Here is a 21516-nt window from a genome sequence, read left to right as displayed (position 1 = left end):
AACGATTTTAATCGCTTGTCGCGCCTTTTACGAAGGCGGACGAGCAGGCCAGTTCTTCCCGCTTTGCTGATTGTCTGTCCAATGCCCATCGCACATGCTCTTTGACCAGCTCGGACGAATGCCCCAGCCTAGCTTTTAAAGCCTCGACCGCTTTCGGAGCGTGAGGGACATTCCCGAGGGCAACTGCGATATTCCTGAGCCAGCGCTCGTAACCGATCCGCCTGATCGCGGAACCTTCGGTCCGGGTCAAAAAGGTCTGTTCGTCCCAAGCGAACACATCGAGCAAGTGCCGCGCATTCAGCCGATGTCTCGGCCTGAAGTCGTTTTCGGCGGTCAATTTGGCGAAACGGTTCCAGGGGCAGATCAATTGGCAATCGTCGCAGCCGTAAATCCGATTGCCGATCAATGGCCGCAGGGTTTCCGGAATTGAACCGTGCAGTTCGATCGTCAGATAAGAAACGCACCGGCGCGCATCGACCCGGAAAGGCGCCACGATCGCCCGGGTCGGGCAGATGTCCAAACAAGCGGCGCACGATCCGCAATGCATTGCGGCCGGCGGATCGATCGGCAACGGCAGATCGGTATAGATTTCCCCCAGAAAAAACCAGGAACCCGCTTTACGGTTGATCAAATTGGAATGCTTGCCTATCCAGCCGAGTCCGGCTTTTTCCGCCAACGCCTTTTCGAGCACCGGAGCGCTGTCGACGAACGCCCGGTAGCCGAACGGACCGGTTTCCACCTGAATTTTATCGGCCAGCTTCTGCAGACGGCTGCGGATCAGTTTATGATAATCACGACCAAGCGCATATCTCGAAATATACGCTTCGACGGGGCCGGCCAGGGCTTTGTGCATTGCGTCCGACGGCTCGGGAAGATAATCCATCCGTACCGAAATAATTCGCACGGTGCCCGGCTGTAAAAGAGCAGGACGGCTGCGCTTAAGCCCATGCCGGTGCATGTAGTCCATTTCGCCGTGAAAATCATCGTCCAGCCAGGCCTGCAGATGCCGCTCGGCCTGCTCCAGGTCGGTGTCGGCAATGCCGACTTGCTGGAAGCCCAGTTCCAGGCCCCATTGCTTGATCTGTACGGCGAGCCACCGCAGGTCTTCATCATTACGGATGGATGACATCGTCAAACTTTTCAATCAGGCTATAAAACAAACAGGGCGGCCGAAGCCGCCCTTCACTGGGAAATTTCCGGTACTGCGCTTCAGTGCCGCCCTTTGACCGGCCTCATATCCGTCCCCCTACCGGCCTGCCGATATTGATGCTCCGGTCGTCGCCCTTATCGGGTTTGTGCAAAGCCGTGGGGCCGGAGGCATCGCTGTCGTCGAGCGGCGGCCGCGGCTCCTGGCCGGCCATCAGGTCGTCGATCTGGCGCTTGTCGATGGTTTCCCATTTCATCAACGCCTCGGCCATCTGGTGCAGGATGTCGACGTGCTCGGTCAGGATCTGCTCGGCCCGGTGGTAGTTGCGGTCGATCACCGCCTTGATCTCTTCATCGATCTGGTGGGCGATCTCGTTCGAGAACGAGGAGCCCGGCGAGGCGTAGCCCATGAACGGCTGGCCGCTCTCTTCGCCGTACACCTGCGGCCCGAGTTTGTCCGAGAACCCCCAGCGCTTGACCATGTTGCGCGCCAGTTCGGTCGCCCGCTCGATGTCGTTGGAGGCGCCGGTGGTGACCCGGTCGCCGCCATAGATCATCTGTTCGGCGATGCGCCCGCCGAACAGGCTGGAGATCTGGCTTTCCAGTTTGCGCTTGCTGGCGCTGTACTGGTCTTGCTCGGGCAGGAACATGGTAATCCCTAAAGCCCGGCCCCGCGGCATGATGCTGACCTTGTACACCGGATCGTGCTCGGGCACCAGCCGCCCGACGATGCAGTGCCCGGCTTCGTGGTAGGCGGTCAGCCGCTTGTCGTCTTCGGTCATCACCATGGTGTGGCGTTCGGCCCCCATCAGCAGTTTGTCCTTGGCTTTCTCCAGGTCGGCCATGGTGACTTCCTGTTTATTGGCACGGGCCGCGAACAAGGCCGCTTCATTGACCAGGTTGGCCAAATCGGCCCCGGAGAAGCCCGGGGTGCCGCGGGCGATGTATTTGAGTTCGACGTCGGCTCCGGCCGGCACTTTTTTGATGTGCACGTTCAGGATCTGTTCGCGGCCTTTCACATCGGGCAGGCCGACGTTGACCTGGCGGTCGAAACGGCCGGGCCGCAACAGGGCTTTGTCGAGGATGTCGGCGCGGTTGGTGGCCGCGATCACGATCACCCCTTCGTTGCCGTTGAAGCCGTCCATCTCGACCAGTAATTGGTTCAGGGTCTGTTCGCGTTCTTCGTTGCCGCCGGAGAAGCCGGCTCCGCCGCGCTGGCGGCCCACCGCGTCGATTTCGTCGATGAAGATGATGCAGGGCGCATGCTCTTTGGCCTGCGCAAACATGTCCCGCACCCGGGACGCCCCGACCCCGACGAACATTTCGACGAAGTCCGAGCCGGAGATGGTGAAGAACTTGACTCCGGCCTCCCCGGCAATGGCCCGCGCCAGCAGGGTCTTGCCGGTGCCCGGCGGGCCCACCATCAGAATCCCGCGCGGAATCTGGCCGCCGAGCTTCTGGAATTTCTGCGGATCGGACAGGAAGTCGACCAGTTCGACCACTTCTTCCTTCGCTTCCTCGCAGCCGGCCACGTCCGCAAACATCACTTTGCGCTTGTCTTCTTCCAGCAGCTTTGCCTTGCTCTTGCCGAAACTGCCCGCGCCGCTTCCACCCTGCGCCCTTCTCATATAGACGATCCACAAGACGATCAACAGCAGCATCGGAAACCAGGATATGAATATATCCATCAGGAACGACCGTTGCGGCGGCTGTATCGTCCGGATCTGCACCCCGGCGGCCAGCAGGTCGTCGATCATATGCGGGTCGCCTGGATCGTAAGTTTGATATTCCTGGCCGTTGTTCGTGCGGATCTTGACATGGTCGCCCATGATTTCGACGCGTGCGACCTGCTTCGCCTTGACCTTGGCGAGGAAATCCGAATAAGCGATAGTATCTTCCGATACCGCAGGGGATGAATTGATCTGATTGAAAATCAGCAGGGAACCTACAATAAGGGCTGTCCAAAATAGCAGGTTTTGTAGAGTTGCTTTCATGGTAACGTCTCCTGCGCCCAATATTCGACTTGGGCAATAATCATGGGTTAACCTGCATCAACGGGCATCCTGATGCCCGATGAATACCGGCAAGTACCATCCCTGGTGGAATTTCCAAGTCGGAGAAACCGTCGATTCCAACCGATACCCCGCCCCTCCCTAACACGATGGCCGGGATTGCAAATCCTTTTACTTCGCGGCCGGCTGAAATAAGGATTATCGGACGTCCGCGTACAAGTGACGTTGATTATTATTGTAGGAAGTACGCCAAATGACTCAATCTAATCGAAGAGATACTCGTTGATTTTCATCATAGTGTAATATTTAAACTAGTTCAAACTCCGCCGGACTCACGCCGAGTTCATTCGCGATCCTGACCGCCACTTTTTTCTCGGACAGATCGAAATTACCGTCGGACGAAGCGATTGCGATAATCATCCGCATCAACAGACGGGCCGCCTCGTTATTCGACTTGAGCTTGCCCAGGGCCTGGAAAGCCTTGGCTTCGCCGATGTCCTTATCGAATTCGAGCTGGCCGACGAAATCCTGAAACGCCTTGATCACATCGCTGGTCGTAAATACCGACAGGGCATCGTTGCTTTCGATGAACTTGATCATTTTTTGCTTTTCTTCACCGGTAATGCTGCCGTCGGCCATCGCAATCAATGCGGAAGCGGCCATCGCAGCGTTCAGAAAATCCTTGTTCTTGAATTTCAACGCTTCCGTTTTTAATTCACTGGCTTTGTTTTTCAGTTGACTCAAGAAACTTTCGAAACTCACGGATTAACTCCTTCTTATATTAGGGTTTTTGAATAAAATAAAACGGCTTTCGATTAATGCTCATTTGACAAATAATATCCTGTTTATACTCCAAAAGACACCGGCACAGCTAAAATAACGGCAAATCAAACACGCCCGATTTTTTTGTCTGCAGGAAGTTTTTTTACAGCGCCTGCCCGCCGATACGATTCCGTCTGCAGAAAACAACCTCCCTATTTACTGCCCGCCACATAATTTAAACCCCAGCCGTAAGCATAATCCATCTGCTGGTGGCCGGAAAAGTAATCGACCAGTTTGGTGATGCGCAACTGGCCGTTCACATTTTCCAGCATCGCAATCGCGCACATGAACTGATCGTTACGGTGGCTATCGAGGCGCACTTCAATGTCCGGCTGATGATGGGACTTGATCGTGATCACCGCATCGACATGCGACCAGTTCGGCACGCCCTCGTAAATGAATGCAAAAATCAGCACCCGGCTGAATTCATGCCAGTAATTTCCATTGATACGCATCGTTTCGCCACCGATCGAACGGCCGCTCCGGTCATCCTGATCCAGTTCGATGAACGGAAACTGCTGCAAATTGCCGAAGTGCCCGCCTAAAGCCTGCACGGCACCTCGGACGCCGTCCTGAAATTCCCAAAGACAGGCCAGATCGAGATCGATGCCTTCCGCCTTTCTGCCGAACAGGCCCGGCGATTTGGTCGGGGTCGAATTCCAGTTCAAATTGACGATAATCTCACCGAGGCCGTTCCGGTTTTTTTCCAGCGAGATCGACTGGCCGCGTTTGTCGAGGGTGATCTTGCTTAAATTGAGCTTCTGGGGCGACGGCTCCGGCAAGGGCGCAGGACCCGATTCGCCCTCGCTCACATCGACCCCGTAAAATTCGGCCAAAGGCTGTAAACCTCCGACAAAGCCCTGGCCGACCGCGCGCAGCTTCCAGTTGTCCTGATGCCGGTAAAACTCGACCAAAATCAATGCGGTTTCCTGGTTTTTGGCCGTATCGAGCACAAAGCCGGCAATCTCGAATCCGGTCAGGAAATCCTTGACCAGCACGGTCACATGCTGAACTTCTGCAAAACTCCGGCCTTTCACCTGCCCGTCGGTAATCGTCATCGTCAACGCGATTTTTTGCACGGATGGCTGGGTGCGGTCCAGATGCAGCGTCAAACGGTTCTGCTCGGGCTCAAGCTCGACGCCCTGATCGGCGCGAAGGGGCTGGTTGTAAAAAACAAAATCCTCGTCCTGGGACACTTGGCCCTGCGCATTTAACAGAAAGGCGCTCATATCGAGATCGGGGCCGGAGATTTTGCGGCCCGTCATAACGGTGACATGCAGCGCCGGCACGGGCAACGGGCAATTTTGTCCGGCGATCATATCAATCCTGTCATACATCGGCTTGCTCCTTTCGATTGTATTTGTATGGCATTGTAATGATTAGTTTTGTTTGGTGTATTTTGGTATAAATTAGGTCCGTTTATTGTCCGCCTGTTTCGTCGGGCGGTCGCATTAGGCGGACTGAATATGGCGCATATACGAAAAATCACCAAAGCAGACGGAACGGTTAAATTTAAAGCTGAGATTGTAGTCAAAAAAAGCGGAATTGTCGTGTATCGTGAGAGCAAGACGTTCGACCGGCAACGGATCGCTAAGGACTGGGGGGCAAGGCGCGAAATCGAACTGTAGGAAGCAGAGGTCTACGCGAAAAAGGGCCGCCTGCCGCTGGCAGACGTAATCAATCAATATTTGGCGGACCTTCCGCCGTCCGGGCGGACGAAATGCGCAGACCTACACAGGAGCTGGGTTGCGACTTATCGAAGGTCGACGTCCACCCTATGACCGCTAACGATTTGACAGGAGTTATGGCAGCTCACCCGTTATTTCAAAGACACGAACATACTGGACGGACGCATGGCAGAATTGATGTGGTTTGCGTCTATTCGGCGCGGCGGGAATCGGAAATTACCAGACTGGAGTGGGCGGACGTAAACCGTGCGCATAGAACAATTTGGGTCAGAAATTTAAAGGACCCGAAAAAGCGCGATTTAGTGAAAAAGGCTAAGCTGCCGTTGAGCGCGTACAAGATCATCATGCGGCAACCTCAGACGAGCAAAAAATACATCTTCCCGTACAACAGCAACACAATCGGAGAGTACTTCTCGCGGGCTTGCCGGTTCTTACAGATTGAAGATCTTCGATTCCATGATCTTCGGCATGAAGCAACCAGTCAGCTGCTCGAACATGGTTTAACGGTTCAGCAGGTACAACAAATTACGCTGCATTCTGGATGGTCCATCAGCACTGACTTCCGGAATGCACCATTCCGGTTTTTGCCAAGGTTTTAGCGTGTTTTTTTAAAAGCTGACGGATAGTTTCGTAGCTGCATGACGGCGCATAGGCTAATTCCACCACTTTGTCCGCCAACAGACGCAACCTCCAATGATTATGCCCGGGTGGCGCCGCACTGCACGCAATAGCAATGAGATGCGCGGCCTGTTTGTCGGTTAGCTTGGGGGCGTGGCCGGGACAGGAACGATCTTTCAACGCCGCTTCCGAACCTTCTTCCACGCACCGCTGACGAGTTTCGGCGACCATCGACGGTGAGACATCCAATGCGGCAATGATGTATTTACCTGGCATTCCTTCCGCGGCTTTCAACAGGATCCGCACCCGCGTTTGGCTACGCGCGGCACTCTTGCCTTTGCTAACCATGGTTTGCAAATAAAGTTTTTCATCCTCAATCAAGTTTACTTTATATTTGATGGCGGGCATGATTTACCCCAAAGCGAAACCTTATATTCATGCCATACATTAAAAATAGTTTCTATAACTTTGTTTTATAATAACTGACTACTAGAGTATTGAGGCTGGCCGGCAACGCGGCGAGGCGCCGTTTGCCATGCCGAAATTGTGTTCATCGATGCAAAAAAATAAAAATCGTCAGGCATAAAGTAGAGGGCGAGTTTGTATGAAGAATATCTTAAAAGTTCAACTCGCCTCAAAATAAACTACTCAAAACATATCGACAATGTTAGAATCCGGGACTGTTGCTGATACTGCGCAATAACTTATCTCATCGTTTTGTAACAAGGAGACTTTCAATGAATAAATCACTCATTGCCGCCGCGTCGCTGGGGGCATTATTCCTTTCCGGTTGCGCTTCGACTCCCGTAAGTACGACCGAGCCTTTTTCGGCCAGGGATCTGAATGAATTACTGACCTCCGGGCAGTATCAACAAAAAACCGACAATTTTTACGTGATTAATGATTCTTCCTCTTCGATGAGCGAAGATTATCTCGGCTCCGGCTTCACGTCCGGCCATGCGCCCGCAAAACTTTCGGTTGAAAAAACCATTCTTTCCCGAATAAACCAGACCATTCCCGACCTGAAATTGACCTCCGGCATCCGCAGCTTCGGTTTCGGTCCTTGCAGCGGATGGGGCAGCACGCTCTATAATCTGCCGCTGACCGCTTATTCCAAATCCACCTTCAATGCAGGAATCGATACCCTGACTTGCGCAAGCGGCGGCTCCCCCATGAACGCTGCGGCCGAAGCCGCAGCTTCCGATCTCTCCGGAACCTCGGGCCGTATCGCTTTGCTGATCCTCAGCGACGGATACGAACTCCAGGCCAGCCCGGTTCCAGCCGTACAGGCCCTGAAACAGCAATACGGCGACCGGCTTTGCGTTTACTCGGTCTGGGTCGGCAACAAACACGAAGAGAACGGCAAATTATTGCTGAACAGCTTGTCCGATATCGCCGGCTGCGGTTTTCGCACCGATGCGGAAAACATCGCAACGCCGGACGGCATGGCGGAATTCGTCAAAAATGTTTTCCTGAAACCGGCGCCCCCCGTGGCGGCTCCCGGCTGTGAATCGCTCGACAGCGACGGCGACGGCGTCAACGATTGCAACGACCAGTGCCCCAATACGCTGAAAGGTGCTCATATCAATCAATTCGGCTGCTGGATCGTGGACGTCAAGTTCGACAATGACAAGAGCAATATCAAGCCTGAGTACCACGAAGAACTGGACAGAGCGGCCCAGGTCATCAACAATAATCCGGGGGTGACGATTGAAGTACAAGGCCATACCAGCAATACCGCCTCGGCCGGGTACAACCAGAAACTTTCCGAACGGCGTGCGGCAGCAGTGGCCAATTACCTGAGCCAACATGTCGGCAGCAACGCAGTATTGACGCCGGTCGGTTACGGCCTGACTCACCCTATCGATACCAACGATACCGAAGAAGGCCGCGCGAACAACCGCCGCGTCGAACTGAAGGTTCTCCACTAATACCAGGCGTTTTCCAATACCGGGAGGTGGGTTTATGCAAACCTTCCGGTATTCCTCTCCATAAGACCTCTCCGGCTTCTCCCCACCAGGAAAAGCCGGAGCGGCTTTAAAGCGGCTTGATATCGATTTTTGCGTATTCCCGATAAACAGCCCTCAAGTGACCGGGTAAAAGATCGGCCGGATAGGTTTTGTGCCGCAATTTTCCGAGGCGCCACCACCATTTTCTCAGAGATTGGGACACATCATCATGGATGATCACCTCATCAACCTCTTCCAATTCCATCAATGACAAAATCACCTCGACATCTCTCTTGTACAGATACGCCTGTTGGCCACTGTCGAGCTTAACACCATCCAATTGCTCACACCTCATAGCCACCCCTAGCAATAAACTATCCGCCAAGGAATAATCGACTTCCCACTGATAAAGCTCCATCACTATTTTTAGCGGTGAAGTACGCTCGATTGCATGGGCAGAGATTTACTCCTCGACAACCGCTCCCTGCGTTGTCCTACCTCCTGCAGTCGTGCAATCTCTGCATTCACGCCATCCCTTCATGCAGCAGGTACGACCCCAGGGATGGGGGAGGTAGATCGTGTCGGGAACAGGCGATCGGGAGCAATGCCACCACTAAAAGGTGGTCTAAGGACAGAGCAATTGCCGACGACTGCAGGGATGTAGGAGATGGGGCAACGCAGGAAGCCGTTGCCGAGTGCATACCTTTTTACCCTCCAATGGTAAACAGCGTACCCTACAGCGGTTTGTGCCCTTTAGGGTAATCTAAGCGCTCGGTGGGGGAACGAGAGGGGAAAGTTATGAGCCACCAAATCTTAACAAAACAGAAACATATCCAGAACTATTTGACCAGGCTCAACAATACGCCCGCCGCTACCGCCGAACCGATCACGCCAGCCACATTCGGCCCCATCGCGTGCATCAGCAGGAAATTATGGGGATTGCTTTCCAGACCCAATTTATTCGCAACGCGGGCGGCCATCGGTACGGCGGAAACTCCGGCTGCCCCGATCAACGGATTGATCTGGGTGCTGCTGAACCGGTTCATGATTTTCGCCATCATCACGCCGCCGGCCGTACCGATCGCGAACGCGGCCGCACCCAGCGCCAGAATGCCGAGCGTTTTGTATTGCAGGAAGGCTTCCGCGCTGAGCTTCGATCCGACCGACAGGCCCAAAAAGATCGTGACGATATTGATCAGCTCATTCTGCGCGGTCTGGCTCAAGCGTTCGACCACGCCACATGCATTCATCAGATTGCCCAACGCGAACATGCCGACCAGCGGCGCCGCAGAAGGCAGCACCAGAATACAAAGCGTCAACAACATCAGCGGAAACACGATTTTTTCGGTCTTACTGACGGCGCGCAATTGCTGCATCTCGATCTTACGTTCTTCCTCGGTCGTCAGCGCGCGCATGATCGGTGGCTGAATCAGCGGCACCAGCGCCATGTAGGAATAGGCGGCGACCGCGATCGCCCCGAGCAAGTCAGGCGCGAGCCGGGAGGCAACATAGATCGCGGTGGGTCCGTCGGCGCCGCCGATGATCCCGATCGCGGCCGCATCCCGAAGCGAAAACTCGAGCCCCGGCACGATGTTCAGCGCCAACGCGCCCAGCAAGGACGCGAAGATGCCTAGCTGCGCAGCGGCGCCGAGCAGCAGGGTTTTCGGATTCGCGATCATCGGCCCGAAATCGGTCATCGCACCGACGCCCATGAAAATCAACAAGGGAAAGATGCCGGTCTTGATGCCGAAGTAGAGATAGTAAAGCAGCCCTCCCTCCTCCGAAATACCGGCAACCGGAATATTGCTAAGCACCGCGCCGAAGCCGATCGGCAAGAGCAGCAAAGGTTCGAATCCTTTTTTGATCGCCAGATACAACAGCACGAAGCCGACCAGTATCATGAAAGCCTGGCCGCTGCTCATGTTGTAAAGGCCGGTGCTCTGCCAAAGTGAAATTACGTTTTCCATGGATGATCGTGAAATGAAATGATGTTACAGCAACTGTCCGTTTGCCCGCGGCAAAATACTCCCCTTGTGCGGTAGCCAATACGCTTATAAAGTAATCAGGGCATCGCCGCCTGCTACGCCTCCGCCTTCCTTGACATGGACGGCACTGACGACGCCCGCGAATTTGGAGCGCACTTCGGTCTCCATCTTCATCGCTTCCATGATCACGACCACCTCGCCGGCTGCTACCACACTGCCTGGCCCGACCAGAATCTTCAGGATGTTGCCGGCCATCGGCGCTTCGATGACCACGCCGCCGGTGCCCGGCTGCGGAACCACGATCGGCTGGGCGGCAGGCTCGATCGTCAGGCCTGCACCACTCGGCCCCACGACCACATTAAAGTTTCGGCCATCGACATTGACTACATAAGACTCGATCGCCTGCGCGGCCTGCCCCTGGGCTTTTACGGACACTCCGCCCGTTTCACCGGTCGGCGGAGCTTCAAATGCGGAAGGATTGCCGCGGTTGACCAAAAACTTCCAGCCGACTTGGTTGAACATCGCATTGATCAACACGTCCTCTTCGACATTCTGGGCCAGCTTGACGCCTTCTTTCCCGGCCTTTTCCTTTAAGTCGGCGACCAGCTTGCCCATTTCCGGGGCTATCAGATCGGCCGGCCGGCAGGTGATCGGCGCCCCGCCCTCGAGCACGCGTTCCTGTAGTTGTTTGTTGACCGGCGCCGGAGTCTCTCCGTATTCGCCTTTCAGAAGGCCGGCCGTTTCCTTGGTAATCGTTTTATAGCGTTCGCCGCTGATGACGTTGAGTACCGCCTGGGTACCGACAATCTGCGAAGTCGGGGTGACCAGCGGAATGAAGCCCAGGTCTTCGCGCACGCGCGGAATTTCGTGCATCACTTCATCGAATTTATCGGCGGCGCCCTGCTCTTTCAACTGGCTTTCCATGTTGGTCAGCATGCCGCCCGGTACTTGGGCAATCAGAATGCGGCTATCGACGCCTTTCAAACTGCCTTCAAACTGCACGTATTTTTTGCGGATATCCCGAAAGTACTCGGCGATTTCTTCGAGCCTGGCCAACTCCAAACCGGTTTCCCGATCGGTCCCTTCGAGGCTCGCCACAATCGTTTCGGTCGGGCTGTGGCTGTAGGTCATGCTGAGCGGAGAAATGGCCGTATCGACCATATCGACGCCAGCTTCGGCCGCCTTGATCAGGCTCGGGACGCTCAAACCGGTCGTCGCATGGCAATGCAGGTGGACCGGCAGCGAAGTGCTCTTTTTCAGGCGTGAAACCAGTTCGAACGCCTCGTAAGGTTTCAAGAGGCCGGCCATATCCTTGATGCAGATCGAGTGGGCGCCCATGTCTTCGATCTGCTTGCCGAGATCGACCCACGAATCCAGGGTATGCACGGGACTGGTCGTGTAAGAGATGGTACCCTGGGCGTGTGCGTCGGTTCTGAGTACCGCCCTGACCGCGTGTTCGATATTGCGCATGTCGTTCATGGCGTCGAAAATCCGGAACACGTCGATCCCGTTGACCGCGCTGCGTTCGATGAACTTGTCGACCACGTCATCGGCGAAATGCCGGTAACCGAGCAAATTCTGCCCGCGCAACAGCATTTGCTGGCGGGTTTTCGGCATCGCGGCCTTCAACAGGCGCAATCTTTCCCACGGGTCTTCGCCGAGATACCGGATGCAGGCGTCGAAAGTCGCCCCGCCCCAGGACTCGATCGACCAATAGCCCACCTGATCAAGTTTTTCGCAAATCGGCAGCATGTCCTCGATACGCATCCGAGTCGCAAAAATCGACTGGTGCGCATCACGCAACGCGACTTCGGTGATCGCCAAAGGCTTGATCTTCTCTTTCGCCATTCTTAAATCTTCTCCAGAATCCTTAAAAAGTTGGTTTCATAGCCTCGACGGGCCATCAGCAAGTGATTGAGCAAACAGGTTTTTACCTGTTTTTGCTTCGGTATTGGTGCACGGCTGCCGTAATGGCCGCGACGGTCGCTTTATCCGTTTCGATGTTGACAGCTTTGGCGGCTTTAGGCGGTTCTGGAAAAAAACGCTGGATCAGCGAAGACATCGTATTGATCGCGACGACCAATAATGCTAAAAATAAAAAGACGATGCCCATGCCGACAATCATCAACTCGACACCGCTTCTCATCAGTTCCGCCATAAAGCCTTACCCATCTCAAAAACTGTAGTCATTTGGGCTGCATTATCCCTAAAACCCTGCATCTAAACAAATTAAAGATGAGCAAATCCCTAAATTAACCGCAGTTGCGCGCAAAACAGGGAACCGTTCATCTCTGCGATTTCATCCAACGCCCGGCCGTCAATTTTTGATGCCCACCCCTTTGTGCAGCAGATAAAGGCTGAATAAAGTCAGCAGGATGACAAACCCTCCGGTCATTCCGAATGCCAGGCCGATATCGATGTCGGTCGTTCCGATCATGCCGTAACGAAAGGCGTTGACCATGTAAAGAATCGGATTCCCCATCGCGATCGTTTGCCAGTGGCCGGACAGCATGTCGACAGAGAAAAACACGCCTCCGAGATAACTGAGCGGCGTCAGGAGAAAATTCGGGATGATCGAAATATCGTCGAAGCTTTCCGCAAACACCGCATTGATAAATCCGGCCAGCGAAAACAGCGTCGCGGTCAACAGCGCGATCGACAGGCAGATTCCCGCATGATGGACACTGACCGGCGCAAATATCAGCGAAATCAGCGCGACCACGCCGCCGACCGCCAGTCCGCGCACGATCCCTCCGGTCACATAACCGCCCAGAATCACCCAGTTCGGCACCGGCGCGACCAGAAGTTCCTCGATATGGCGCTGAAATTTGGTCGAATAAAAGGACGATACCACGTTCGAATACGAATGGCTGATCACCGACATCAGGATAATGCCCGGCACGATATAGTCGAGATAGTTCGCTCCGCCCACCGTGCCGATCCTGGCACCGATCAACTTGCCGAAAATCAGGAAATACAGGGCGGTGGTGATTGCCGGCGGCAACAGCGTCTGCGGCCAGATCCGGAAAAACCGGTGGATTTCCTTAACGGCAATCGTGCGAAAAGCAACGCCGGAATTCATCGGGCGGCTCCCGACGCTTTTGCGTCGATCAGGTCCAGAAATAGCTGTTCCAGCCGGTTGGACTTGTTCCTCAGACTGATCACCTTGATCCCCTGCTCGCTCAACCGGCTGAACAACTGGTTAAGCCCGAACGTTTTTGGCACGCTGACATCCAGGACCCGATCGGACGCCCGTTCGATGTGCACCCCCTCGATCACGGGCGCCGCTGCGACCGGATCGGCCAGGTCGAGCAGAAAATGATCGATGTTCAGACGCGCTAAAAGACTCTTCATATCGGAATGTTCGACAATTCGGCCCTGATCGATGATGGCGATGTTCCGGCACAGGCTTTCCGCTTCTTCCAGATAGTGGGTGGTCAAGATGATCGTCGTGCCCTGCCCGTTGACCTCGCGCATCAGATTCCACATCGAGCGGCGAATCTCGATATCGACGCCGGCCGTCGGCTCGTCCAGAATCAGCAGTTTCGGCTCATGCATCATCGCCCGCGCGATCATCACCCGGCGCTTCATGCCGCCGGACAGACGCCGCGAGACGGTATCGCGCATGTCCCAAAGCTCCATCTGCTTCAGGCATTTTTCCGATCGCTGCAGCGCCAGTTTGCGCGGCACCCCATAATAACCGGCCTGATTGAGCAGAATGCTCCCGACCGTTTCGAACTGGTTGAAGTTGATTTCCTGCGGCACCACGCCGATGCAGTTTTTCGCCTTGTTCCTTTCCCTCCGCACATCGTGTCCGAAGACCGTCATCGTTCCGCTGCTTGCATTGACCAGCGAACAGATAATCCCGATTACGGTGGACTTGCCTGCGCCGTTCGGCCCCAGCAGCGCAAAAAAGTCGCCCGCTTCGACATCCAGATCAATACCCTTCAGGGCCTCGAACCCGTTGCTGTAGGTTTTCCGGAGATTACGTAGAGATAATGCATTCATAAAAAACTATTTGCTTAACGAAATCCTTCAAATCAGTTAAATTAAGCGGCGAAACAATTTCGGCCAAACAAAACCACAAGCAAAAAACCATCCAATTTTATCAGAATTAAAACCATTCTGTTGCTTTAACCGGATCAACCGTGCCAAAAAAACTACCCGAAATCGTTGCCGCCGTCGATCTCGGCTCCAACAGCTTTCATATGATCGTCTGCACCCTCAGGGACGGCAAACTGCAAATCCAGGACCGGATACGCGAAATGGTCAGACTGGCCTCCGGCTTGGACAAAAACGATGAGATCGATGCCGAAACCCAGGCCCGAGCCCTCGCCTGCCTCGAACGGTTCGGCCAACGGGTACGTCATTTTCCGCCCGGCAGCGTGCGCGCGGTCGGCACGAATACATTGCGGATTGCGAATAATGCGCAGGAGTTCCTGAGCAAAGCCGAAAAGGCGCTCAACCACCCGATCGACATCATTTCCGGAATCGAAGAAGCCCGCCTGATCTATTTGGGGGTTTCCTACAGCCTGGGAAGCGACGACAACACCCGGCTGGTGATGGATATCGGCGGCGGCAGCACCGAATATATCCTTGGAACCGGCGATTCTCCCTGCGAAAAAGAAAGCCTGCACATGGGTTGCGTAACGCTCAGCAATCAATTCTTCAAAGGCGGCAAACTCTCCAAAAACGCCTTTGGCCAAGCAGTGTTGTTCGCCGAACAGCAACTGGAACCGTTCCAGCAAACATTCCGCCGGAATAAATGGGACAAGGCGATCGGCGCCTCGGGAACATTGCGTGCGATCGACAAAGTGCTGAAACTGAAAAACTGGAGCCATGACGGCATTACCCTGGAAGGATTGGAGCAACTGGCCGCGCATATCGGGCACTGCAACCACATCAACGATTTGAAGCTGCCCGACCTGAACCCCAACCGCCTGCCGGTTTTTCCGGGCGGCGTCGCCATCGTGTATGCGACTTTCAAAAGCCTCGGCATCGATCGAATGGTGGTCTCCGAGGGTGCCTTGCGGGAAGGACTGATCCAGGACCTGATGGGACGGATATTCGATCGGGATATCCGTTCCGCCACCGTGGAGAGTTGGGCCAAACGCTTCCACACCGACAAGCCGCATGCGGCACGCATCAAGCAAACGATCGCTTATATGCTGCCGCAATTGAGCAACGAAAAGAATCCGATCGACAACGATACGATTACCCAATACTTGAACTGGGCGGCCGATTTGCACGAAATCGGCCGCGACATCGCACACAGCGGCTATCACAAACACAGCGCTTACATCATCGAGAACGGCGATCTGGCCGGGTTCTCGAGACAGGATCAAATCCTGTTGGCCACCCTGGTCAGGACGCACCGGCGCAAATTCGTCCGCTCCTTGTTCGCCGCCCTGCCGCCCCCCTGGAAAGATCTGGCGCCTTACCTGAGCATCATTTTGCGGCTCGCGGTACTGCTGCGCCGCAACCGCTTCGATGCAGACCTGCCGGAGTTCAAGATTGCGATCGAAAAGACCAAAATCCGGCTGACCTTTCCGAAAAACTGGCTGAACGAATCCCCTTTAACACATGCCGATCTGATGCAGGAAGCCGATTACCTGAAACAGAGCGGTTTCAAACTGGATTTTTCCTGAAGCCTCCCGCATGAAGCTCATACTCCGCTTGATCGTTTATAGCGTCTTCACGATCCTGGCGTTGTGCGTGGCGATCGTGCTGTTCGGCGTCGGCAACAAACCCGACGTGATCGGGCTCGGCTGGGAACTGACCCATGAAGACATCGCGCGTGCGAAAAAGATTCTGCACGAAGGCGCGCAAGTCAAACCGGACGAGCTCGACACCATCGAACTGACCGAAAGCGATCTGAATCTGGCCGCCAATTACCTGCTGAACCGATATTGGAAAAGTGCGGTCCATATTCAACTGAAAGACCACAAGCTGCGCTGCAACGTGACGGCCACCCTGCCGGACAATCTCCTCGGCAAGTTCCTGAATGTCAGCTTCCGGCTCGGCAACGATTCGATCGGCGAATTGCCCGGCATCACCAAATTCAAGATCGGAAAATTACTGCTTCCCGCCCGATTCGCCGCCTGGGTGATCGAACGGATTATCCAGAACACTTCGCTGCGCGAATATTATTTGTTGGCGACTCACCCGATCGAAGCTGTCGAGATCGACGATGAAAAGGTTTCGATCACTTATTTTTCGAGCGCCGAGACGCTGCGGCAGGCAAGAAATTTTCTCGCCGACAGCAGCGCTAACCCGGCACAGGCCGTCTATAAAACCAAACTGGCCGAAATCGTCGCAAATCACGACCCCGAATGGCGGCTGTCGCTTGCCGAACTGCTGCAGCCGATGTTCCAACTGGCTTTCAATCGCTCGACGCCCGAAAGTGCGATCGAGGAAAACCGTCTGGTGATTTTTACCGTAAACGATTATGTGAACAAATACCAGCTTCCCAAGCTGCTCGACGTCACGGACATCAAAACGGCCGAAAAACCTCAATACTCCGCGTTTATGTACAAGCGTATCGATCTGGCCCAACATTTCATCGGCGCCGCCGCCTTGACCGCCTCGGTCAACGGCAAGCTCGCGAAAGTCATGGGCGAACAGAAGGAATTGAGCGACGCGGACGGCGGCAGCGGTTTCAGCTTCATCGATCTGGCCGCCGACAAGGCCGGCACCCGCTTCGGTGAAATCGCGACCTCGACGCCCGAAAATGCCCGAAAAATTCAAAAAGCGATGTCCGCGATCCGAAGCTACAGCGAATTCATGCCGGATCCGCGAGACCTACCGGAAAAAATGAGCGCGGAAGAATTCAGGAAACGTTTCGGAGCGATCGACAGCCCGGAATATCAAAAGATTTCGAAAGAAATCGACGCCCGCATTGCCGCCCTGTCGATCTATCAGATTCAGCCCAACCAATAAAATCCTTCGGAACGGCAAGGCTTAACCTCCGTTATTACGCCTAATCTTGCGTTTCGTTCGAGAGTTGCGGGGAGAGGGAGAACAATTTAGAGAGAACGATCAAGACCGACCCCAAGGAAAAATCGGGACGAGGAGCATGGGCACCCCGTCCCGTCTTCAACATAGAAGATTAATCGTAATTGAACGTCTTGTCGGGAGTGCCCGGCAGACGCGGCATCGTTTGTTTCGGGAACTCGCCGGTCAGCGCGTTCAGGAAAGCCACGATGTCGTCGACGTCTTGCTTCGGCAGATCCTTGTCCAATTGCAGTTTGGCCATCAGCTTGACTGCCTGGTCCAGCGTTTTGACCGAACCGTTGTGGAAATAAGGCGCGGTCAAGGCTACGTTGCGCAAGGTGGGCACTTTGAACAAATGTTCGTCGGCCGGATTTTTCGACACTTCGGCGACGCCCTTGTCCTTCATGAAGTGATACTGCGCCTCGAAATAGCCGTTTTCATGCAGGGGGAACTTCTGGAACGAGCCGCCGCCATTGAAGGCCGGTCCGCTGTGGCAACTGGTACAACCGAGTTCGGCCGCTTTGTTCAGACCGCGTACCTGCTGTTCGGTCAACGCCGATTGATCGCCGTTGGCATATTTGTCATAAGCGCTGTTCGGGGTGATCAGCGTTCTTTCGTAAGCGGCAATCGCTTTGGTCGCAGTGTCCTTGGAAATTTCGCCGCCGGGGAACGCAGCCGCAAACGCTTCCTGGTAACCGTCGATCGTTTTCAATCGGGCTACCACGTCATCCCAGCTCTTCATGCCCATTTCGATCGGGTTGGTGACCGGACCTGCCGCCTGCGCTTCCAGACTTTCCGCCCGTCCGTCCCAGAATTGCACTTTGTTGAAGGCGGCATTCCAGACCGTCGGCGCGCTACGTCCGCCGGTTTGCCCATTCACGCCCATCGAATTGGGGCGATTGTCTTCGCCGCCCAGCATCGTGTTATGGCAGGAAGCGCAAGCCACGGTACCGGTCGATGACAAACGCGGGTCATGATAGAGCATCTTGCCCAGCTCGACCTTAGCTTCCGTGGTCGGATTGTCGGCAGGCGCGGGAGCTTCGGTGGGCAATGCTTCGAACGCCCATGCCGCCGAAACAGAACTCGCCAATGCCAACGCCGTCGCCAGCACACGAAATTTAAACATATGTTCCTCCTAATTTTATTCTAATCATTTTTGTCAGGGTAAAACCTCATTCCGACGGAATTTGCCGGTTGTCGGGCCCCTTCCGCCCAGTTTACAAAAATCCTCATGAGGATTCATTTATAACGGACGAAAAGCCCCGGACAATGGCTATCAATGGATTCGCTCGCTACAGCTTGATCCTCTTATCTCGTTAAAAACATGCGGATTATGCCGAAACGCCCTCTCATTTTAAGTGCGAATCCTTGAACGAAGTCAGTCAGCTCCGTAAATATAAACCTATACTTATTTGTAAGCAACGCTTCATTCACTCGTATGGCATTCATTTTTCGACGAAGCCACACTCGTTCTTCGCAACGATTACCGTTTTTTTAAGGCCTTCGGAACGGGAGAAGCACTTGGTCGACTGACGGCACCGTAAATCAGTTTTCACCGAGCCTCATTGCCCGCAAAAAAACGTTTCCAAGGCGACCTGCGCCTGAAGGAAGCGGATCGCCATATTTAGATGTCATGAGGAACTGCCGGTCACATTGACGGGAGCGGAAAGCAATAAGGCAAAAAAAATGCCGCGCCAACGGAAAATCTGGCCCGGCATTTCTCCGAAATCAGAGGCAATCGTTATTATTTGGCAGACTCAGGCGCTGCTTCCGGAGCGGGAGCGGGAGCCGCTTCCGGAGCGGGAGCCGGGGCGGGCTCGGCTGTCGGTGCGGGAGTCTGTGCAGGAGCGCTCGGAGCAGCCGCCGGAGCTGCGCCTTCCTTGGCCTTTTCTTCAGACTTTTGACAGCCTGCCAATAAGGCCAAGCTGACGATACCTGCTGCAAAGATATTCAAAATTTTCATATAGACTGTCCTAGAGGTTATATTCGTATTGTTATGTTATCAGCGCTACCCCTTATTACAGGATCGTAGCAGGCAATAACATATCAAATACCTAACGGCTTTACTAGAATCTTTAAGGATTAAGCCCATTCCCGCCGTTTGCCTGATCAAAAATACATTCAACCGAAAGAAGCACTCACCCTCAAAGTTCAGGCGAACCCAGCAACAAGTCCGCCCCATTGCCATAGACCGTGCGTCTATAGCTTCGCCAATACTTCGGCTACGGTCGCGCCCATCGCCGCCGGGGTCGGGCAGATCGTAACGCCGAGCTCCTTCAGCATCACGACTTTTTCGGCCGCGCCTTCGCCGGCCGAGGAAATGATCGCCCCGGCATGCCCCATCCGGCGCCCTTCGGGCGCGGTGAGTCCCGCGATATAGGCGACGACCGGCTTGGTCATGTACTCCTTCGCGAACAATCCCGCTTCGACTTCCTGAGGACCGCCGATCTCGCCGATCATCAGTACGACTTTGGTTTCAGGGTCCTGCTCGAACTTTTCGAGGATGTCGCGGTGGGAAGAACCGTTGATCGGATCGCCGCCGATGCCGACCGAGGTCGAAACGCCGATACCGAGACGCTTCATCTGATCGGCCGCTTCGTAACCCAAGGTGCCCGAACGGCCCACGATGCCGACGTTGCCCTGCATATAGATATGGCCCGGCATGATGCCGAGCATCGAGCGTCCGGGACTGATCGTGCCGGCGCAGTTCGGCCCGGTCAGGACCATGCGTTCTTCGTTCGGAAAGCGGCGCAGAAAATTTTTGACCTTCATCATGTCCTGGGTCGGAATGCCGTCGGTAATCGAGACGCAGTACTTGATTCCCGCATCGGCAGCTTCCATGATCGAATCGGCCGCAAAGGCCGGCGGCACGAACACGATGCTGGCTTGCGCGCCGGCTTTTTGCACCGCTTCCCTGACCGTATTGAACACAGGCCGTCCTAAATGGGTCTGACCGCCTTTGCCCGGCGTCACGCCGCCGACGACCTTGGAGCCGTATTTGATCATGTCCTCGGCATGGAACGAACCGATCTTGCCGGTAAAGCCCTGAACGATGATGCGTGTGTTTTCGTCGATAAAAATTGCCATCTTGATTCCTTAACAACCTTCTGTAGCGACCGCCTCTTTTGCGACGACCTGATTACGCGCCTGCACCGCTTTCTCGGCCGCTTCGGCCAGGGTTTCGGCGGTGATGATCGGCAATCCGCTTTCCCGGATGATCCGTTGTCCCTCCTCGACATTCGTACCGGACAAACGCACGATCAACGGTACCTGCATGTCGATTTTTCTGACCGCGTGCACGACGCCCTCGGCGATCCAGTCGCAGCGGTTGATGCCGGCAAAAATATTGACCAGCATCGCCTTCACGTTTTTGTCGGCCAGCACCAACCGGAACGCTTTTTCGGTCCGCTCGGCCGAAGCGCCGCCGCCGACATCGAGAAAGTTCGCGGGTTCGCCGCCGGCCAGCTTGATCATGTCCATCGTTGCCATCGCCAGCCCGGCGCCGTTGATCATGCAGCCGATATCGCCGTCGAGGCCGACATAGCTGAGGCCGCGGTCCGCGGCGGCCATTTCGCGCGGGTCTTCCTGGGTTTTGTCGCGCAGTTCGGAAATTTTCGGCTGGCGGAACAAGGCGTTATCGTCGAATCCCATCTTTGCGTCCAACGCGATCAGCTCGTTGCTGCGGGTAACGACCAGCGGGTTGATTTCGAGCATGCTGCAGTCGAGCGCCCGCAAGGCCTTGTAGCAGCCCCGGATCGTCTTGACTGCATGGCTCATGATTTCGGCATCCAGACCGAGAGCGAAGGCCATCTCGCGCGCCTGATAATCCAGAAGGCCGACCGCCGGTTCGATATAAATCTTGGTGATGGCTTCCGGACGGGTTTTCGCCAGTTCCTCGATTTCCATGCCGCCTTCGGCCGAGCCGATCATCACGATCCGTTCGGCGCTGCGGTCGACCAGCAGGCAGAAATACAGTTCTTTCGCAATCTCGGTGCCCGCTTCGACATAGAGGCGGTTGCACACCTTGCCGGCAGGCCCTGTCTGATGCGTGCGCAGTCTTTTGCCCAGCAGTTCTTCCGCCGCGGCCGCGACTTCGTCATGGGTTTTGCAGATCTTGATGCCGCCGGCCTTGCCGCGCGCACCGGAATGGATCTGCGCCTTGACCACCCACAGATGCCCGCCGATTTCGCGGGCGCGCTGGACCGCGTCTTCCGGACTGTAGGCCAGACCGCCCTCGGCGATCTTTACGCCGTAGCCCTGTAATATTTCTTTCGCCTGATACTCATGAATATCCACGACTCTT

Annotated in this window: 19 protein-coding genes; 5 read left to right on the top strand and 14 right to left on the bottom strand. The window is 55.1% G+C overall.

Annotated features, from left to right (window positions below):
• Positions 1-7: 7 nt before the first annotated feature.
• The 4 genes from queG to METAL_RS09700 form a co-directional block, all read right to left on the bottom strand.
• Positions 8-1129 (bottom strand): tRNA epoxyqueuosine(34) reductase QueG, encoded by a 1122-nt coding sequence (queG, locus tag METAL_RS09715; protein ID WP_005371896.1) that lies wholly within the window; start codon positions 1127-1129, stop codon positions 8-10.
• A 103-nt stretch (positions 1130-1232) separates the two neighbouring features.
• Positions 1233-3140 carry an ATP-dependent zinc metalloprotease FtsH gene (gene ftsH, locus METAL_RS09710; RefSeq protein WP_005371893.1) on the bottom strand — a complete coding sequence of 636 codons (1908 nt, stop codon included), beginning with the start codon at positions 3138-3140 and terminating at the stop codon, positions 1233-1235.
• A gap of 324 nt (positions 3141-3464) precedes the next feature.
• Positions 3465-3920 (bottom strand): tellurite resistance TerB family protein, encoded by a 456-nt coding sequence (locus METAL_RS09705; RefSeq protein WP_005371891.1) that lies wholly within the window; start codon positions 3918-3920, stop codon positions 3465-3467.
• Positions 3921-4132: 212 nt separating this feature from the next.
• Positions 4133-5317, bottom strand: a complete 1185-nt coding sequence (locus tag METAL_RS09700) for a TerD family protein (RefSeq protein ID WP_005371889.1) — start codon at positions 5315-5317, stop codon at positions 4133-4135.
• 48 nt (positions 5318-5365) lie between these two features.
• Between METAL_RS09700 and METAL_RS20715 the strand changes: the two genes are divergently transcribed.
• A complete protein-coding gene (locus METAL_RS20715) occupies positions 5366-5608 on the top strand; it encodes a hypothetical protein (RefSeq protein WP_157203458.1) in 243 nt (80 codons plus the stop codon).
• 92 nt (positions 5609-5700) lie between these two features.
• Complete coding sequence (locus METAL_RS20710; protein WP_084675376.1) at positions 5701-6267, top strand: tyrosine-type recombinase/integrase; 567 nt, start codon at positions 5701-5703, stop codon at positions 6265-6267.
• Here the strand turns inward: METAL_RS20710 and METAL_RS09695 are convergent.
• Positions 6218-6694, bottom strand: coding sequence for a helix-turn-helix domain-containing protein (locus METAL_RS09695; RefSeq protein ID WP_005371884.1), 477 nt, complete (start codon positions 6692-6694; stop codon positions 6218-6220). The two genes, METAL_RS20710 and METAL_RS09695, sit on opposite strands and share 50 nt — an antisense overlap.
• 329 nt (positions 6695-7023) lie before the next feature.
• Here METAL_RS09695 and METAL_RS09690 point away from each other — a divergent pair, with 329 nt between their 5' ends.
• The gene (locus METAL_RS09690) at positions 7024-8217 is read left to right on the top strand and encodes an OmpA family protein (RefSeq protein WP_005371882.1); all 1194 of its coding nucleotides are present in this window, start codon (positions 7024-7026) and stop codon (positions 8215-8217) included.
• Positions 8218-8323: 106 nt separating this feature from the next.
• Here METAL_RS09690 and METAL_RS09685 read toward each other — a convergent pair whose 3' ends face one another.
• The 6 genes from METAL_RS09685 to METAL_RS09660 form a co-directional block, all read right to left on the bottom strand.
• Positions 8324-8653 carry a hypothetical protein gene (locus METAL_RS09685; protein ID WP_005371880.1) on the bottom strand — a complete coding sequence of 110 codons (330 nt, stop codon included), beginning with the start codon at positions 8651-8653 and terminating at the stop codon, positions 8324-8326.
• Positions 8654-9074: 421 nt separating this feature from the next.
• Complete coding sequence (locus METAL_RS09680; RefSeq protein ID WP_005371878.1) at positions 9075-10202, bottom strand: sodium ion-translocating decarboxylase subunit beta; 1128 nt, start codon at positions 10200-10202, stop codon at positions 9075-9077.
• An 84-nt stretch (positions 10203-10286) separates the two neighbouring features.
• On the bottom strand, positions 10287-12068 hold the full coding sequence (gene oadA, locus METAL_RS09675) for a sodium-extruding oxaloacetate decarboxylase subunit alpha (RefSeq protein WP_005371877.1): 1782 nt from the start codon (positions 12066-12068) through the stop codon (positions 10287-10289).
• A gap of 82 nt (positions 12069-12150) precedes the next feature.
• Positions 12151-12378 (bottom strand): OadG family protein, encoded by a 228-nt coding sequence (locus METAL_RS09670; RefSeq protein WP_005371874.1) that lies wholly within the window; start codon positions 12376-12378, stop codon positions 12151-12153.
• A 159-nt stretch (positions 12379-12537) separates the two neighbouring features.
• Positions 12538-13302, bottom strand: a complete 765-nt coding sequence (locus METAL_RS09665) for an ABC transporter permease (RefSeq protein WP_005371872.1) — start codon at positions 13300-13302, stop codon at positions 12538-12540.
• The gene (locus tag METAL_RS09660) at positions 13299-14228 is read right to left on the bottom strand and encodes an ABC transporter ATP-binding protein (RefSeq protein WP_005371870.1); all 930 of its coding nucleotides are present in this window, start codon (positions 14226-14228) and stop codon (positions 13299-13301) included. The genes METAL_RS09665 and METAL_RS09660 overlap by 4 nt, the downstream gene beginning before the upstream one ends.
• 140 nt (positions 14229-14368) lie before the next feature.
• On the opposite strand from METAL_RS09660, the gene ppx reads away from it, so the two are divergent.
• Together ppx and METAL_RS09650 are read left to right on the top strand one after the other, a co-directional pair.
• Entirely contained in the window at positions 14369-15868 is a 1500-nt protein-coding gene (ppx, locus tag METAL_RS09655; RefSeq protein WP_005371868.1) for an exopolyphosphatase, read from the top strand.
• A gap of 10 nt (positions 15869-15878) precedes the next feature.
• Positions 15879-17159, top strand: a complete 1281-nt coding sequence (locus METAL_RS09650; RefSeq protein WP_005371865.1) for a YfiM family lipoprotein — start codon at positions 15879-15881, stop codon at positions 17157-17159.
• Positions 17160-17328: 169 nt separating this feature from the next.
• Here METAL_RS09650 and METAL_RS09645 read toward each other — a convergent pair whose 3' ends face one another.
• The 3 genes from METAL_RS09645 to METAL_RS09630 form a co-directional block, all read right to left on the bottom strand.
• Entirely contained in the window at positions 17329-18339 is a 1011-nt protein-coding gene (locus METAL_RS09645; RefSeq protein ID WP_005371864.1) for a cytochrome-c peroxidase, read from the bottom strand.
• Positions 18340-19412: 1073 nt separating this feature from the next.
• Entirely contained in the window at positions 19413-20300 is an 888-nt protein-coding gene (gene sucD / locus METAL_RS09635; RefSeq protein WP_005371863.1) for a succinate--CoA ligase subunit alpha, read from the bottom strand.
• 9 nt (positions 20301-20309) lie between these two features.
• Positions 20310-21509: a malate--CoA ligase subunit beta gene (locus METAL_RS09630; protein WP_005371862.1), complete on the bottom strand. Its 1200-nt coding sequence runs from the start codon at positions 21507-21509 to the stop codon at positions 20310-20312.
• Positions 21510-21516: the final 7 nt, after the last annotated feature.

This window comes from Methylomicrobium album BG8, from assembly GCF_000214275.2.
Taxonomy (GTDB): domain Bacteria; phylum Pseudomonadota; class Gammaproteobacteria; order Methylococcales; family Methylomonadaceae; genus Methylomicrobium; species Methylomicrobium agile.
The sequence above is the reverse complement of the archived record's forward strand: the minus strand, read 5'-3'. Positions and strand labels throughout refer to the sequence as shown.